Genomic DNA, 16,528 nt, shown 5'->3' on the forward strand with positions numbered 1-16,528 from the left:
CGGCGTGTTCTACGCCGGCTGCTGGCGGCGGCCCTGCAGGATGCGGTAGAACGAGCGGGACTGGATTTCTTCGGTAGTCAGGCCGGTAGCCAGCACTTCTTCCTCGGTGATGGCGCCGCAGTTCAGGGCGCGCAGGAAGAAGTTGAGCAGGCCCTGCCCGGTGGCCGCGTCGTCGAAAATATCGCCGGTGAGGGTGCTGATGGCAGCCCGCTCCACGAAGGTCTTGAGGCGGTGCAGCGCGTCGGAGTAGGAGCTCAGGAAGAAGGTGTAGGTGGCCGCGTAGCGCATGGGCAGCTGGGCCGGGTTCAGGTCCCAGCCTTGGTAGAGGCCGTTGATGAGCGAGTGGGTGGTGTGGTGGAAGCCCTGCCGCCACGCATTGTGCACCGATTCGCGGTTTTCGCGCAGCTGCTCGTAGCTCAGCTTGTCGCCGCGGTGCGGCCCGATGGGCATCACGTTGGTAGCGCCGTCGGAGAGGAAAATGCCGGTGCCGCCCAGCGCCACCTTGGTCATGTGATGGGCAAAGTCGCAGACGGGATGGGCCATGGTCTGGTAGCGCGCCGTGATGCCGGCCGAGGCGGTGTAGTCGTAGGTACCGAAGTGCGCGGCAATGCAGCGGCCCTCGCTGGCGCGGATGATGCGCATCAAGGGGTTGCGGCCCTCGTCGTCCATGATGATCTGGGTGGCCTCCACCATCGTTTCCATGCGCAAGGTGCCGGCGGGCAGACCGTTGGCCTGTTCCAGCAGCTCAAACAGGCGCACCATCGTGGCCATCTGCTCGGGGATGGTCACCTTGGGCAGCATCACCACGAAGTTGTCGGGCAGCCGGCCGCCGGTTTCCTGCAGCAACGTGGTCAGGAAGATGTCGAGCGTGCGCACGCCGCGGGCTTTCAAGTCTTCGGTGAAGGGCTTGATGCGGATGCCGATAAAGGGCGAGATGGTGCCCTGCTGCATGCCGCGGGCCAGCTCCTTGGCCGCTTGCACGGCGGTGGCGTCTTCCTCCTCGTCGGGGCGGTTGCCGAAGCCGTCCTCGAAGTCGATGCGGAAGTCTTCCACGGCCTCGGTCTGCAGCTTGCGCACGACTTTGTTGTAGACCGAATACGCCAGCCAGGCGTGCTCCTTTTTGCGCTCCTCCTCGCTCATCGCGTCGAGGCGGGCGGTAAGGTCGGCCACGTCGGCGGCGAGGGTGGGCAGGTGCTCGTGGCCGTCGAGGCGCAGCACCCGGGCCAGCTCGGCGAAGTTGGGCGCGTAGGTCTGCAGGCTATTGAGGGCAATGTCGCCCATGCGCTGGCAGGTGTCGGCCTTGAAGAGGTTGGCCCCGCCGTAGACGGTGTGCACCGGCTGCCGGTCGGGCCGGTCGCCGGGGTAGGTGCGCTGAAACTTCAGGTTGGCGGTGCCTAGCTGCTCCAGCAGCTGGTGTTTATCGGATTCGGAAAGGCTGAGGTGCATGTGTGGGAAGGAGCTGGAAGCTGCTAGAAGTTAGGAACAGGAAGGGCCGAAGCGGACGTCATATCGGGCTGAGTTGGACAACTCCGGAACGTCATGTCTCGACTGCGCTCGACATGACGGGCTGATGGCTTCGGTCAGCGCTGCCGAATCAACTACCGCGGTAAGTGCTGTAACCGTAGGCGTTCAGCAGCAGCGGCACGTGGTAGTGGGAGGCATCGGAGACGGTGAAGACGATTTCGACGTAGGGGTAAAAGGTGGTGGCGTTGGTGCGCTCGAAGTACTCCTGGGTGAAGAATTTCAGCTTGTAGGGGCCCACGGGCAGGCGCAGGGTGGGGGAGAGCAGGTCCGGGATGCGGCCGTCGTGGTTGGTCACGCCGCGGGTCATTTCCAGCCACCCGTCGCCGGGCAACGGGGTGTAGAGCACCACCGTTACGTCGGCGGCGGGGCGGCCCTTGGTGGTGTCGAGGATGTGGGTAGTGAGCTGACTCATAGTCGTGCTTGGTGCTTGGTACGTAATGCCTGGTGGTAGTTTTTAGGCTGTTCTTGAACGAACCTAAGCACTACGCCCCAAGCATTAGGCACTGAGAAGCTTTTCCAGCCGCAGCCGGGTGATTTTACGCTGCTCGCCGGCGGCAACCCGCAGCTCCACCTCGGCCGGGTTGGGCAGGCGGGCCTGCAGCAGATGCAGCATCTCGTCGGCTGATTTGCCGGTGGCGCAGACGATGAAAATGTAGCCGAATTTCTGCTCGTAGGCATCGTTGCCGGCGGCCAGGGCCCGCAGTGTGTCGTCGGAGGCTTGCGCGACGGCGCCTTGCTCGCCGGCGGCCCAGGCGCTGGTGCTGGCGAATTTCTCCTTGAGCGCGTTCAGGTCACCGATTTTGGGGTGGTGGGTGAAAGCTTCGCGCCAGTCGGCTGCGGTGAGTTCGTCCCAGATGGTATCGGCTTGGCCAAATAAGGTGTCACGGTCGGCCACGGGAAAGACGTCGAGCATCTGCTCCACCCAGCGCGTGGCGCCGCAGCATTTGCGCAGCGCCTCGGCCCGGGCCGGCCGGTCAAGGTAATTGAGTTCGTCGAGGGTCATGGGCGGGATAGTTGAACGTCGTATCTGAACGTCATGTCGAGCTTGTCGAGACATCTCGCGTGCTGACGCTAAATAGTACCTGACGATTGGAATTACTATTATACATCAGCACGCAAGATGTCTCGGCTGCGCTCGACATGACGGGCGAGAGGCCGTCAGATTACCGTCGGGAAGCGGTTCACGTTTTTGTAGTAGATGTACACCGAGGGCTCCTGGCCCATGGCGGTGGCCCATTGCTGGCAGTATGGCGCCATCCAGATGGAGTCGCCCTTTTTCACCGGGTACCACTGCTGGTCGAGCATATAAATGGCCTGGCCCTGCAGGTACATCAGCCCGTGCTCCATGATGTGGGTTTCGACCATGGGCAGGTGGCCGCCGGTGCCGTAGGTGAAGATGTTCACGGCCATGTCGAAGCCCAGCTCGTTGGGCAGCAGCTCCTGGATGCGCAGGGCCTCGTCGTTCATGTAGATGGGCGCCTTGCTCAGGTCCCGCTCGCCGAAGTACACGCCCGGCGCGTCGTAGCCTTCCAGCGGCTCGTAGACTTTGTGAAAAGTCAATACCTGCGTGCCCTCGGCGGGCTGCTCGAAGCGGTAATCCTGCCCGGTCGGCACGTACACGTACTGCCCTTCGGCCAAGGTGCGCGTCTGCCCGTCCACGCTCACCTGCACCTGCCCGCCCACGATGTAGAAGAAAATCTGGCTGGCTTCGGTGCGGCCCAGGAGCTGGCCGCCTTCGCGTAGGGTGATGAGCGTCTGACAGAGGCGGGCGCCCATCTGCTCGTTGATGATGACGTTGACGGTGCAGTTGGTCCAGCCCGGCACGTTGCTGTTGATGTAGCCATCGGGGGCAATGATGGCGTGGTTGCGCTTGACGACGGACCGGGTAAGGGCGGAAATTTCCATGGAAGGCGTGAGGTGGGAAAGGGGCAAACGGCCGGCGCAACGCCCGGCCGCGGGTTCGGAATAAGGAAAAAAACAGCCCGCTTGCCGTGGCGGAAGCGCCCGAGCAGCGGGGAGGTATGACAAGTAAGCGGTTTAGCCGGCAGAAATCAGCCCGGCCAAAAATTGCTCAGCCACTTGCAGGGCGGCGGCCAGGTCGGCGGGCTCCACGTTTTCCAGCGGGTTGTGGCTGATGCCGCGGTAGCAACGCACGAACAGCATCGTAGCCGGTGCCACCTGCGACACCGGCACCGCGTCGTGCCCGGCGCCGCTGACCAGCTCGATTAGCTCGTGGCCGGCGCTGCGCACGGCCTGCCGCAGCGCCGCGTTCAGGCCCGCGTCGCAGGCGATGGGCGCGGTTTGCTGCACCAGCTGCCAGTCGAGGGTGAGGCCGCGGCGGGCGGCCTGGGCTTGGGCCTGCTGGCGCAGGTGCTCGTAGGCGGCGGCCAGCTCGGCTTCGTCGGGGCTGCGCAGGTCGAGGCTGCAGACGACCTCGCCGGGAATCACGTTGCTGGCCGCGTGGGGCACCTGCAGCTTGCCCACCGTGGCCACGAGGCTGCGGCCGTGGGCCGTGGCAAACTGCTCGGCCAGGAGCACAAACTCGGCGGCGCCGGCCAGCGCGTCCTGGCGCATAGTCATCGGCACGGTACCGGCGTGGCCGGCCATGCCGCGGAAGGTCAGCTCCACCCGGCGCTGCCCGGCAATGGCCGTAACCACGGCCACCGGCACCTGCCGCTCCCAGAGCACCGGCCCCTGCTCGATGTGCACCTCGAAGTAGCCTTGCCACTCCGCGGCCGGCAGCGCGTCGGCGGCCAGCCGGGCGGGGTTGCCGCCCAGCGTGGTAATGGCCTCGGCCAGTGAAACGCCGGCGGCATCGGTGCGGCCGAGCAGCTCGGGTTCGAAGGCGCCGGTCAGCACTTTCGAGCCCAGGTAGGTGGTGTGAAAGCGCACGCCTTCCTCGTCGCTGAAGGCCAGCAGCTCCAAGTGAAACGGCAAGTCGGCGTGCTGAGCGGCCACCTGCTCCAGCAGGTCCAGCCCGAGCAGCACGCCCAGCGGCCCGTCGAAGCGGCCGGCATTCACCACCGTGTCGATGTGCGAACCGATGACGAAGTTTTTGGCGCCCGGCCGCGTACTCGCCAGCCGGCCGCGCAGGTTGCCGATGTTGTCGACGTGCACCTGCAGACCGGCCTGCTGCATCCACTGCTGCACCAAGTCGCGCCCCTGCCGGAAAGCTGGGGTGCCGAAGGTGCGCGTGACCACGCCGGGCTCCTCGCTAATGGCGGCCAATTGCTCGATGCGGCGCATGATCTGCGCCGCGCGTTCTGAATAGCTGGGCATGGGGGCTAGCGGGTAAGAATCTGGCCTTGGTTGAGCCGCACAACATCGGGCCGCTGGTAGGCCAGCGCGCCGGCCAGATATGTCTGCTCCACCACGCCGCGCAGTGTCTCGCCCACGTAGGGCGACACTTTGTGGCGGTGCTGCAGCCCGGCCTCGGTCACGGTAAACGTGGCGTCGGCGTCGAGCACCAGCAGGTCGGCGGCGTAGCCGGGCTCGATGCGGCCGCGGTGGTGGGCTTGCCCGATGAGCTTGGCCGGGTTGGCACTCAGCCAACGGGCCAGGTCCAGCAGCGTGGCACCGCGGGGCTGGGCGGCCGTCCAGAGCGCGGGCAGGGCGAGCTGCAGCGAGGCAATGCCGCCCCAGGCCGTGGTGAAGTCGCCCGCGTCAATCTGCTTGAGGGCGGGCGGGGCAGGGGAGTGGTCGGTGGCCACGAAGTCGATGAGGCCGGTTTGCAAGGCCTGCCAAAGCTGCTCGTTGTTGGCCCGCTCGCGGATGGGCGGGGCGCACTTGTAACGCGTCTGGCCGTCGAGCAGGTCTTCGGCGTTGAAAAACAAGTAGTGCTGCCCGGTTTCCACGGTCAGCGGCAGGCCCTCGGCCTTGGCCTGGGCCAGCTGGGCCAGCGAGTCGGCGGAGGAAAGGTGCACGATGTGCACGGGGCAGCCCGTGTCGCGGCAGAGCCGGATCATCAGGGCTATGGCCTCGTCTTCCCAGCGTTTGGGGCGGGAGGCGAGGTAGTTTTGGTAGGAGCGTTTGTCGCCCTGCTTCCACGCGTCGTCTTCCTCGCTCAGCTCGCAGTGCACCAGCAGCGGCAGGCCGTGGCGGGCCAGCACGGGCATGACGGCGCGCAGGTCGGCTTCGGTGGCGTTCGGAAAATCATCGATGCCGGAGTGGGTTAGAAAGGCCTTGAACCCGAGCACGCCGCGGGCAATAAGCGGCTCCACCTCGGCCGCGTTGCCGGGCACGATGCCGCCCCAGAACCCGCAGTTGACGTGCAGCTGGCCCGGCGTGGCGGCCAGTTTCTGTTCAAAGTTGGCCACCGAAGTGGTTACCGGACTGGAGTTCAGCGGCATATCAACCAGCGTGGTCAGGCCGCCGGCCAGCGCGGCGCGGGTGCCCGTGTCGAAGCCCTCCCAGTCGGTGCGGCCCGGCTCGTTCAGGTGCACGTGCGGGTCGATCAGGCCCGGCAGTACTGCCCATTCGCCCGCGTCGGTGACGGGCCCATCAACGGGCGCGTCGTGGGGCAGCACGGCGGCAATGCGCCCGCCTTCAATGCGCACCACGCCCGGCCGAATACCGGTCGGGGTGACAATTTTTTTACTTTTTATTGCGAAATCTGGCATGAAGGCAGGGATACTGTGCTACAAAATGAGAATATTTCAAACACGAAGCACTGCCTCTCCTCAGTTCTTCGGGCGGAAAAGTTGGGAATATGCGTCGCCGCCAGCCAACGTGCTGACTGCTAGCTCATCCGCTTCTTCGGTCCCCGCCGCGCCCGACCGGTAAGCCCATCCTCGTGTGGGCGGGCCGGTCAGACGCCGTCTTCCTTGGCTACGCCCACCTTCGGCTTGCTCTGCTCAGGATGACAAATGCCCCATAACTTCCTGAACGAGTTCGTTCTGTTTCTCGCAGGCGCCCCTCCGGTGTCCGCCGTTTCTTTCAGTACCAGGTCCGGCTGCGGGCCGAGCTTACGCGTTTATGATTTCCTTTCTCGTTTTGGTGGTTGTGCTGGCGGTATTCCTGGTAACCATTGGCGTCAGTGCGTTTCTGCACCGGCTGGCCCGCAGCCACGGCCGCGGCGGTGCCCTCGGCGAGGGCGGCCTGACCCTGCAGGGCTTCGGCTACGCCCTGACGGTGCTGGCCGTCCTGTTTTTGCTGGCCGTGGGCTACAACTTCGCCGCCGGCACCGCCTACGAAGGCCACCTGATGGAGTGGCTCAACATTGTGGTGCGGCTCATGCACGTCACCTTCGGCATTGCTTGGATCGGGGCCTCGTTTTACTTCGTGTTCCTCGAAAACGCCCTGAACCGCACCGACAACGTGCGCGAGGAACTGGCCGGCAACCTCTGGGCCGTGCACGGCGGCGGTTTCTATTACCTGGAGAAGTACAAGCTCGCGCCCAAGGAAATCCCCAAAGCCCTGCACTGGTTTAAGTACGAGGCCTACTTCACCTGGCTGACCGGCTTCAGCCTGCTCTGCGTGGTGTACTACTTCAACCCCACGGCCATGCTCATCGACCCGCAGGTGCTCGATATCAGCCCGCTGGCTGGGGTAGGCATCGGCATCGGCTCCTTCGTGGTGGCCTGGGTGCTGTACCACCTGCTCTGCCGCACGCCGCTGGTCAAAAACAACCTGGCTATGGCCGCGCTGGGGCTGCTGATCGGCACCGGCTTCGCGTGGTTTTACTGCCAGGTGTTCAGCGCCCGGGCCGCGTACCTGCACTTCGGGGCAATGCTCGGCACGCTGATGGTGGGCAACGTGTTTTTCATCATTATCCCGGCCCAGAAAGCCATGGTGAAAGCCGCCACCGAGGGCCTGCCGCTCAACCCCGAGCTGGGCAAACACGCCGGGCTACGCTCCCTGCACAACAACTACTTCACCCTGCCGGTGCTCTTCGTGATGGTCAGCAACCACTTTCCGAGCACCTTCGGCCACAGCTACCCCTGGCTGGTGCTGGCCGCCATTGCCCTGGGCACAGCCGGTATCAAGCATTGGCTGAACCTGCGCGAGAAGCACCAACCCAGCGGCTTGGTCTTTCCGCTGGCTGCGGGCCTGCTGCTGGCCGTGGCCTTCGTGACGGCGCCCAAAACCGACAGCAGCGCCGCCGCCGGCTGCACCCCGAACGTGTCGATGGCGCAGGTGCAGGGCATCGTGCAGCAGCGCTGCCTCCGCTGCCACTCCGCCACGCCCACCGACGACGTGTTCAAGTCGCCGCCGAACGGGGTGGTCTACGACTCGCCCCAAGACATTATTCGCCTCAAGGACAAGATCATGCAGCGCGTGGTCGTCACCAAGACCATGCCCCAGAACAACAAAACCGGCATGACCCAGGAAGAGCGGGATTTGATTCGCTGCTGGATCGAGCAGGGCGCCAAAGAGTAAGGCCCGCGTCCTTTGCACTTGAGGGGAAGCCGGCGCTTGAAATCAACGCTGGGGAGCAAACCAGCGCGTACTTGTCCCCCTTGCCCGGCCGCTTACCGCTGCCGCACCAGCGTGTAGTGCAGCTTGCCTTGCAGCAGCTGCGGCTCGGGCGTTTGCACGATGCGGGCGGCGTAAAGGCGCAGGGTGTCGCCGTGGAGGTGGTAGGTCATGGTGCGCGCGTGCTTGCCGGCCTGCACGCGCATGTTGTCCCGGTCGTTGGCCAGCGTCACCACGAAGTCGAGGTTGGGCTCGTAGCGGCGCAGCGGGCCGAGGCCGCGCACCTGGCCGTCGGCGGTCAGCTCGGCGGCGGCAGTGCGGCCGCTCGAGTCGGTGGCGGCGTAGCGGCCGGCGAAGAGCAGGCCGCGCACGGTGCTGAGCAGCACTTCGGGCACGTGGTCCTGCTCGGCGTTGCGGTCGTAGCGGCGGCGCACGCGTTGGTAGCGCACGGCGTCGCGCAGCGTCTGGCTGGCGCCGTAGCGGTTGAGGCGCAGGGTGGTGTCGGTGGGGCCGAGGTAGTAGGCCAGCTCGTAGGCCGAGCGTTCCTGCTGGTCGGGGTTGACGTGCGAGGTCGGCAGGGCCGTGGGAGTGCGGCCGGGCTGCAGGCGCAGGTTCAGGTCGTAGCCCTCGTGGTTGTTCAGCACCGCATCGACGGGCACGCTGCGTCCCAAGGGCGGAACCATGCTGATGCCCATGGCCACCACATCGGTGGCCTGCGCGGCGGCTTGGTAGGGCGACTGGGTGCGCGCCAACGCCGCGAGGTAGTCTTGGCGCACCCACACGCCGCGCATCACCGGCTCGAACTGCGCCGCCAGCTGCTGCGGGCTGGCCGCGGGGGCGGCCTCCGTCGTCGGGTCACGTTCGGAGTCGGGCTGCCCGCGCTGGCAGGCGCCAAGGGCAAAGAGGGCAGAAGCGGTAAGCAGCAAGGGCAGGCGCATGGCGGAAAACGGATGCGTTAGCGACGAATCAACGTGTAGTGCAGGCGGGCCGGGCGCAGGTCGATGTGGTCGGCATCGGGGCGCAGCGCGTAGAGGCGCAGGGTGTCGTGGCCGAAGCGGTAGGCAAAATTTTGCCGGGCCGAAGGTCCTTCGAGCGTCAACACGTCCAGGTTGTTTTCGGGGCCGCTGCCAAAGTCGGTGGCGACGAAGTACCGTTTGGCGGCGGGAAAGCCGGTCACGGTGCCCTCGGGCTGAAAGCGCAGGCTAACCGCGCGTCCCGCCGAATCCTGGCCCGCGAAGCGCCCGGTCAGCAGCAACGCATTGACCGCGTACTGCAGGCCCAGCCCGAGGTCATCCTCCGCCAGCAAGCGGGCCGGCAGCTGCACCCGGCGGTAGCTCACCGACGAGAGCCGGCGGTGACGCCGGTCGTACTTGTCGAGGTGCAGGGTGGTGTCGGCCCCGGCGGGCTGGTAACGCAGCTCGTAGTAGTTGCCCGGCTGCTGGTAATCGGGGAAGCTAGTGGGCAGCGTCTGCGGGTGGCGGCCGGGGCGCAGGTACACCGCAAACTGCCCGCCTTCGTGGTTGCCGAGGCTGGCGCCCACCAGCAGGCTATCGGCGGAGCGAGCCGGTGGCGCCAGGTGCATTTCCGTGACTTCCGCCAGCGACTTCCACCCTTGGTAGGGCGAGCGGGTGCGCGCCACCGCGTCGAGGTAGGCCGACTGCACCCACACGCCGCGCAGCTGCGGCACCACGCGGCGGATGGCCGCGGCGGTTTCGGCGGGCGGGGAGGAAGCCTCGGTAGCCGAAGCCGCCGAGTCGCCGACGGCTTCCAGGGTGGGGTTACGCTCGGCGTCGGGTTGGCCGGTCTGGCAGGCAGCCAGGCCCGCGACGGCCGCAATCAAGGGGAAATAGCGCATGAAGCAGAAACAGGAACGGCTGCAAGCTACTCAGTGGCGGCGGTTAGGGTTGCGCCCACAGCTCCTTGGGCAGCTTGGTGGCCAGGGCCAGTTCGGCCTGGCCGGCGGGCTTTTGGGCCGTTTCGAGTTGCTTTTGGGCCCCGGCCAGCCATTCCGCCGACGCGGGCTGGCCTTTCTCCAGTTGCTCCAGCCGCTGCAGCAGCAAGGTCGCTACCACCGTCAGTTGGGTCGAGAGCGGGGCGTACTCGCGCAGGTCGGGGTTGAGCTGCAGCAGCGGCTGCACGCGGGCGTCGTTCTGCTGCCAGGTGTTTAGCTGCTGGCGCAGGTACGCCAACTGGCGGCGCGAAGCCGGTGTTTTCGGCAACTCGGTGAGCTTGGCCCGCGGGGCCTTCAGCAGCGAGTCGAGCGTGGCGTGAAACACCCGCGCCGCCTCCGACTCCGCGGGCGCCGCGTCGACGAGGCGGTTCAGGGGCGTCTGCGGGGTGTAGGTACGGCCCTGGAAGTGGCGCTTGTATTCCTTGACCGGCTCCAATACCGCGGCCAGCGTCTGCAGCGGCGCCACCGGCTGGCCGGCGGCCATCATCGTCAGAAGCTGCTGCGGGGCGCGGCGGTGCTGCAGGCCGAGGGTTTCCAGCTCGGCCGCAACCACCTGCAGGCGGCGGTACATATCGGGTACGTCGGTGACGGTAGCCGGCGACCAAAGTCGCTCGGCCACGGCGGCGGCGCGGGGCCAGATGCGCGAGTCGACGACGACGGAATCGGCATATTCGGCCCACATGGCCGCTTCCCCGCCCAGAACGCGCTTTTTTTCCTCGGCCGTCAGCGGGGCGTCGGCGGGCAGCGGGTCGGGGGCGTAGTGCGAGGCGGCGGTCAGGTTCAGGTCGATGTAGTACCCGCTGGAGAGCAGGGCCGGGTGGCCTTCCTTGACGGCGTTGTACAGCGACTTTTTGCCCTGCCAGCTCTGGATGACGGCGTCCGGCGGCAGGCCGGGGCCCAGGATTTCATCCCAGCCCACCATCTTTTTCTGATACTTGGTGAGCATGGCCAGCACCCGGCGGTTGAACTGCGTCTGCAGGGCGTGCTTGTCCACCGTGCCGTCGCGCTTTACCATGCCGTTGGCGCGCATGTACTGGGCAATGCGCGGGTTGCGCCGCCACTGCCGCCCGTCGTTTTCGTCGCCGCCCACGTGGAAGTAAGGGTCCGGAAACAGCGGCGTCAGCTCGGCTAGCAGGGAGTCAATAAAGGTGTAGGTGGTTTCCTTGGTCGGGTCGAAGGCAATGTTGGAGAGGCGCCAGCTCTGGTAGGGCGGGTAAATGGTGTCGAGCGAGGCCAGGCGCGGGTACGCCACCTGCCAGGCCGTGGTGTGGCCGGGCATGTCGAATTCGGGCACCACCCGGATGCCCCGGGCGGCGGCGTAGGCCAGCACGTCCTTGATCTGGGCGGCGGTGTAGAAGCCGGGCGTGGTGTTGCCGGCCCGGTGCAGGCGCGGGAACACCTTGCTTTCCACCCGAAACGCCTGGTCATCCGAAAGGTGCCAGTGCAGCACGTTCAGCTTCACCGCGGCCATGCCGTCGAGGTTGCGTTTGATGACCGACACCGGCATGAAGTGCCGGGCCGCGTCGATGAGCAGGCCGCGCCACGCGAAGCGCGGCTGGTCCTGGATGTCTACTTCGGGGAAGTAGTAGCGGCCGCGGTCGGCCGTGAACAGCTGCTCCAGCGTGGCCAGGGCCCGCAGCGCCCCCAAGCTGGTGGGCGCGTCGATGGTCACGCCGGTGGGCGTCACGCGCAGGCTGTAACGTTCCTCGTCGAAGCTTTCCATTCGGCCCGCTTTGCCGTAGCGAATCTGCAGCAGCGGGGCCTGGGCGGTGGGCTTGGTGCGGCCCGCCTGCCGACCCAGGCGCGCCAGCAGCCGTTCGGTGGCGGGGGCCACGGCTGGGTCGGCGGGGCCGTCGAGGCGCAGGCGCAGCGGTGCCTGCCAGGGCAGCCGGCTCTGTCCCCAGCTGACGGCGGCCGGAACGGGTAGCAACTGGCGGGTATCGGGGCGGGCGGCGGGCTGGGCCAGGGCGGCCAGCGGCAGGGCCAGCAGCAGGAGAAGCAAACGGAGCATGGGGCGAGTTTACGGGGAAAAGCACCAGCCCAGGCAAATTCCGGGCAAAACCCGGCCCCCGACTCCCCCGCCTCGGCCCCGCCGCACGGCGTTTCAGCGGGCGCGTTTTCCGGGTGAACTTGGGCGGTAATGCCGGATTCGCCCTAATTTGCAAGGCCATTTACGGGCTTATTCTTTCTTGCTGATGCCGTTGCGCAAATCTCTCTCGTTCTGGACGCTGGTATTCTGCTCCGTCGTCGTGCTGCTGACTTCCTTCGTGTATTATCCCAAGTGGGGCAAGCCCGGCTCGGAGGCCATTATCAGCTGGGACGCGTCGGGGTATTATATGTACCTGCCGGCGGCTTTTATTTATCACGACCTGAAGCAAGTAAGTTTTCTGCCGGAAATCACCCGTAAGTACAGCCCCGACCCGTACCAGAACCAAGCGCACCTGGATTCGCTCAGCGGCAACCAAGTGCTGAAATACTCGGCCGGGCTGGCCGTGCAGGTGCTCCCGTTCTTTGCCGTGGCCCACCAAACGGCCAAGGCCCTTGACTACGAAGCCGACGGGTTTTCGCTGCCGTACCAACTGGGCCTGCAGATAGGCTGCGAAACGATGGCCGTGCTGGGACTATTGCTGGTGTGGTTCGCGCTGCGCCGGCGCTTCGGTGAGTGGCCCACCGCCCTCACGCTGGTGGTCATCGTGCTCGGCACCAATTACTTAAACTACGCGGCCATCGATGGGGCCATGACCCACAACTGGCTGTTCACGCTCTACGCCGCGCTGATGCTGCTCACGCCGGCCTTTTACGCCCGGCCCGGGGTGGGCCGCGCTCTGGCCATCGGGGCCGTGTGCGGGCTGATGGCTCTCACGCGCCCGACGGAAATTCTGGCCGTGCTCATTCCGCTGCTGTGGGGCCTGCGGCCCGCACGCGCCGTTCTCATGGAACGGGTACAGTTCTGGCGGGCGCACCTGGGCCTGCTGCTGCTGGCGGCGGGGGCGCTGCTGGCGGTGGGCAGCCTGCAGCCCTTGTACTGGCACTACGTCACCGGCCGCTGGCTGGTGTACAGCTACGGCGACCAAGGCTTCAATTGGCTGCAACCCAACCTGCGAGCTGGCCTGATCGGCTACAAGGGCGGCTGGTTGGTGTACACCCCGCTGATGCTCACGGCACTGCTCGGCTTCGGGGCGCTGCGCCGGCAGCAATCCAGCGCGTTCTGGGCCATTCTAGGCTACCTGCTCCTGTTTATGTACGTCACCTTCGCCTGGAACGAGTTCTACGGCGGCATCGGCGCCCGGGCCATGGTACAGAGCTACGCCGTGCTGGCGTGGCCCCTGGCCGCGGCAATGGGCTGGGTGCTGCAGCGGCGGTGGCGCGTGGCCGCGTACGCGGTGTGCCTGCTGCTGGGCATCAGCTTCAACTTGTGGCTGATGCACCAAGCGCACCGCGGCACGGTGTACATCGGCGAAATGAACCGGCCCTACTTCTGGGCGGTGCTGCTGCGCAGCGGGGTGCCTTCGAGCACGCGCTGGCTGCTCGACAATTCCGAGCAAGTGCTCGATGACGCGAAGCGCAAGAACGTGCAGGAGCTGTGGCGCACCGATTTTGAGCAGGCGGCGCCCGAAAGCTGTTTTACGCCGGCGCTAAACGGCCGCTGTTCGCTGGCGCTTGACAATGAACACCAGACGAGCCCGCAATTCCGCATTCCCGCCAGCCCAGGCGAGGTGAAGTGGGTGCGCGCCCGGGCGCAGGCCAAGTGCGTGCAGAAGGAGTTTGATATGTGGAAAATGACGCAGATGCTCGTGCGTTTCCGCCGCGGCGACACCACCGTCAAAGAAGGCATGATTCGCTTGCAGCGGGCCGTGGAGGAAGGGTGGCCGAGCGAGGTTTACCTGGACGTGGAGGCGCCGCAAGACGAAGACTTCGACAGCATCACCGTGGAATTCTGGAACGCGGGCAGCCCGGCGCGCATCCTAATCGACGACCTGAGCGTCGAAAAGTTTGAGCGGTAAGTAGTGCCCGCACGCGCGAGCTAAGGCCCTTAGATCAGCCCGCGCGCTTTGAGTTCCAAGTAGCGGTTGATGGTGTTGGCCGTTAGGTTTTGCGGAGCGGTGAGCAGCGCCTGAATGCCGTAGCGCTGCAGTTCCAGTACCATGCGGCGCTTGTCCTGGGCAAACTTGTCGGCCACGGTCTGTTCGTACAGCTCCTCGGTCGTGGCGGCGGGCTTGTCGAGCACTTGCTGCAGCTCGGTGTTTTCGAAGAACACCACCAGCAGCAGGTGGCGGGCCGCGAGGCGGCGCAGGTAGGGCAGCTGGCGCTGCAGCCCGTGCAAGCTCTCGAAGTTGGTGAAGAGCACCAGCAGGCTGCGCTGCTTGATCTGGCGCTGCACCAGCGCCGCCAGCCGCTCGTAATCCGATTCCAAAAAGCGCGTCTGCTGGCGGTAGAGCACCTCGAGCAGGCGCGGCAGCTGCCCGCGGCGGCGGTCGGCGGCCACCACGTCGCCGGGCTCGTGGGCGAAGGTGACCAGGCCGGCGCGGTCGTGCTTGAGCAGGGCGATGTTGCTGAGCACCAGCGCGGCGTTGATGGCGTAATCGAGCAGGGCCAGGCCGGCGAAGGGCATGCGCATCACCCGGCCCTTGTCGATGACGCAGTACACCTGCTGGGCGCGTTCGTCCTCGAAGTGGTTTACGAGCAAGGCCTCGCCCTGGCCGGGGCGGCGGGCGGTAGCTTTCCAGTTGATGGCCCGCGGGTCGTCGCCGAGGGCGTAGGGGCGGATGTGGTCGAATTCCATGCTCTGCCCGATGCGCCGGATGCGCTTCACGCCCACCTCCGTCAGCCGGTTCGAGAGGGCCAGCAGCTCGTAGCGCCGCATCTGCAGAAACGAGGGGTACACGGCCACCACCTGGTCCTGCTCGCCGAAACGGTAGCGGCGCTGCACCAGGCCCAACGGGGAGCGAACGAGCACGTTGGTCTGCCCAAATATGTACTCGCCGCGGCGCGTGGGGCGCAACTGGTAGTGCAGCGTGGTGCTGTGCCCGGCGCCCAGCGGCACCGGAAACACCAGGTCGCGGCGCTGAAACTGCACCGGCACATCGTCGACGACGTCGAGGCGGGCGGCAAACGGGTAGCGGTTTTCGAGCACCACCTGAATGTCGTTGTCGTCGCCGTTGGAGAGGCGTTGGCCCAGCACCCGGCGCGCAAATACCCCGCCCCCGCGGCCCAGCCCGAACAGCAGCACTGCGTCGAGGGCGGTGAGGAGCACCAGCAGCAGCGCCAGCACCTGCGCCGGCACCAGCAGCGCCGGCCAGAAGTGCGCCACCACCAGCAAGGTCACCGCGGCGGCCAGGGCCACGAACAGACGCGGCGGCAGCAGCAAGGCGCGGAAAAACTCTTTCATGTTGGGGTGATTAGGTGATTAAGGGAGTAGGGGATTGGGGTAGCACGGGCCGGTTGGGCAGGCACAAGCAGGACCGGCGGAGAATAGCAGCCGTTGGTCAACACCTCCGGTGCCGTCTGCTCGACTTGTCCAAGCTGGGCACGCGTTACCTAATCCCATAAGGGCTTAATCACTAGCGCGGTACTTCCACCTGCTGGAGCAGCTGGCGCACGATGTCGTCGGGGCCGAGGCCTTCCAGCTCGCGCTCCGGGGTGAGCTGAATGCGGTGGCGCAGCACCGGGGAAGCGAGGTGCTGCACGTCTTCGGGCGTCACGAAGTCGCGCCCGCGCAGGGCGGCCAAGGCCTTGGCGCCGTTCAGCAGCGCCAGCGAAGCGCGGGGCGAAGCGCCCAGGTACAAGGACTTGTGCGTGCGGGTCAGGCCGACGAGCTTGGCCACGTACTCGAACAGGCGCGGCTCCACGTGCTGCCGTTGCACCTGGGCGCGCAGCGCGGCCAGCTGCCCGGCCGCCAGCACCGGCTTCACGTCGTCGAGCGGCAGGCCGCCGGGGCCGCTGTGGTGGCCCTGCAGAATGAGCACTTCCTCTTCCTGGGTGGGGTAGGGCACCAGCACCTTGAAGAGGAAGCGGTCCAGCTGGGCTTCGGGCAGGCGGTAGGTGCCTTCCTGTTCCACCGGGTTTTGGGTAGCCAGCACCAAGAAGGGCGCTTCCAAGTTGTGGGTCACGCCGTCGTAGGTCACGTGGCGCTCCTCCATCACCTCAAACAGCGCCGACTGCGTCTTGGCCGGGGCGCGGTTGATTTCGTCGATGAGCACGATGTTGGAGAAGATGGGCCCCTGGCGAAACTCGAAGGCGCCGCGGGCGGGCACGTACACCGAGGTGCCGAGCACGTCCGATGGCATCAGGTCGGGGGTAAACTGGATGCGGCTGAACGGCACCGCCAGGGTGCGGGCCAGCAGCTTAGCGGTGAGCGTCTTGGCTACGCCCGGTACGCCTTCGAGCAGCACGTGGCCGTCGGCGAGCAGGGCCACCAGCAGCAGCTCCATCAAATCGTGCTGGCCCACGAGTACGCGGCCCACCTCGCGGCGCACGGCCTCGGTGGTGCCGGCGAGCTGGCTGAGGTCGGTGCGCTGGGCGAAGCCGAGAGTGTTCGGCGTTGCGGGAGCGGCCGGTTGGGGTTGCGGGGCGGTATCGGGCGAGTGGTTCGGAGTCGGTTCCATGCGAAAAAGCAAAGCCTGCAGCTGCGGCGCCTAA

13 protein-coding genes are annotated in these 16,528 nt (G+C 66.3%); 2 read left to right on the forward strand and 11 right to left on the reverse strand.

The genetic code is table 11. The features are described from left to right. Nucleotides 1-9 precede the first annotated feature (9 nt). The 6 genes from LJ737_RS08930 to allB all read right to left on the reverse strand — a co-directional run bounded on the left by LJ737_RS08930 (nt 10) and on the right by allB (nt 6,143). Nucleotides 10-1,446, reverse strand: a complete 1,437-nt coding sequence (locus LJ737_RS08930) for a DUF6986 family protein (protein ID WP_227764820.1) — start codon at nt 1,444-1,446, stop codon at nt 10-12. A 148-nt stretch (nt 1,447-1,594) separates the two neighbouring features. Continuing rightward, nucleotides 1,595-1,936 (reverse strand): hydroxyisourate hydrolase, encoded by a 342-nt coding sequence (gene uraH / locus LJ737_RS08935; RefSeq protein WP_227764823.1) that lies wholly within the window; start codon nt 1,934-1,936, stop codon nt 1,595-1,597. An 84-nt stretch (nt 1,937-2,020) separates the two neighbouring features. Then, the gene (gene uraD, locus LJ737_RS08940) at nt 2,021-2,527 is read right to left on the reverse strand and encodes a 2-oxo-4-hydroxy-4-carboxy-5-ureidoimidazoline decarboxylase (RefSeq protein ID WP_262907869.1); all 507 of its coding nucleotides are present in this window, start codon (nt 2,525-2,527) and stop codon (nt 2,021-2,023) included. Nucleotides 2,528-2,682: 155 nt separating this feature from the next. Next, nucleotides 2,683-3,429 carry a (S)-ureidoglycine aminohydrolase gene (gene allE, locus LJ737_RS08945; protein WP_227764827.1) on the reverse strand — a complete coding sequence of 249 codons (747 nt, stop codon included), beginning with the start codon at nt 3,427-3,429 and terminating at the stop codon, nt 2,683-2,685. 132 nt (nt 3,430-3,561) lie between these two features. Beyond that, nucleotides 3,562-4,803, reverse strand: coding sequence for an allantoate amidohydrolase (locus LJ737_RS08950; protein ID WP_227764828.1), 1,242 nt, complete (start codon nt 4,801-4,803; stop codon nt 3,562-3,564). Between the two features lie 5 nt (nt 4,804-4,808). Then, the gene (allB, locus tag LJ737_RS08955; RefSeq protein ID WP_227764831.1) at nt 4,809-6,143 is read right to left on the reverse strand and encodes an allantoinase AllB; all 1,335 of its coding nucleotides are present in this window, start codon (nt 6,141-6,143) and stop codon (nt 4,809-4,811) included. A gap of 355 nt (nt 6,144-6,498) precedes the next feature. Between allB and LJ737_RS08960 the strand changes: the two genes are divergently transcribed. Then, a complete protein-coding gene (locus tag LJ737_RS08960) occupies nt 6,499-7,902 on the forward strand; it encodes a urate hydroxylase PuuD (protein WP_227764832.1) in 1,404 nt (467 codons plus the stop codon). 92 nt (nt 7,903-7,994) lie between these two features. Here LJ737_RS08960 and LJ737_RS08965 read toward each other — a convergent pair whose 3' ends face one another. Genes LJ737_RS08965 through LJ737_RS08975 form a run of 3 tightly spaced genes read right to left on the reverse strand, consistent with a single transcriptional unit; the run spans nt 7,995 to nt 11,900 of the window. Beyond that, nucleotides 7,995-8,876: a hypothetical protein gene (locus tag LJ737_RS08965; RefSeq protein WP_227764835.1), complete on the reverse strand. Its 882-nt coding sequence runs from the start codon at nt 8,874-8,876 to the stop codon at nt 7,995-7,997. Nucleotides 8,877-8,893: 17 nt separating this feature from the next. After that, complete coding sequence (locus LJ737_RS08970) at nt 8,894-9,793, reverse strand: hypothetical protein (RefSeq protein ID WP_227764837.1); 900 nt, start codon at nt 9,791-9,793, stop codon at nt 8,894-8,896. 43 nt (nt 9,794-9,836) lie between these two features. Continuing rightward, nucleotides 9,837-11,900, reverse strand: a complete 2,064-nt coding sequence (locus LJ737_RS08975) for a beta-N-acetylhexosaminidase (RefSeq protein WP_227764839.1) — start codon at nt 11,898-11,900, stop codon at nt 9,837-9,839. A gap of 184 nt (nt 11,901-12,084) precedes the next feature. Here LJ737_RS08975 and LJ737_RS08980 point away from each other — a divergent pair, with 184 nt between their 5' ends. Next, a complete protein-coding gene (locus LJ737_RS08980; protein ID WP_227764841.1) occupies nt 12,085-13,893 on the forward strand; it encodes a glycosyltransferase family protein in 1,809 nt (602 codons plus the stop codon). A 29-nt stretch (nt 13,894-13,922) separates the two neighbouring features. On the opposite strand, the gene LJ737_RS08985 is transcribed toward LJ737_RS08980, so the two are convergent. Together LJ737_RS08985 and LJ737_RS08990 are read right to left on the reverse strand one after the other, a co-directional pair. Beyond that, complete coding sequence (locus LJ737_RS08985) at nt 13,923-15,278, reverse strand: DUF58 domain-containing protein (protein WP_227764843.1); 1,356 nt, start codon at nt 15,276-15,278, stop codon at nt 13,923-13,925. A gap of 172 nt (nt 15,279-15,450) precedes the next feature. Beyond that, a complete protein-coding gene (locus LJ737_RS08990) occupies nt 15,451-16,494 on the reverse strand; it encodes an AAA family ATPase (protein ID WP_227764845.1) in 1,044 nt (347 codons plus the stop codon). Nucleotides 16,495-16,528 lie beyond the last annotated feature (34 nt).

It is taken from the genome of Hymenobacter sp. 15J16-1T3B (genome assembly GCF_020711235.1).
Lineage (GTDB): Bacteria > Bacteroidota > Bacteroidia > Cytophagales > Hymenobacteraceae > Solirubrum.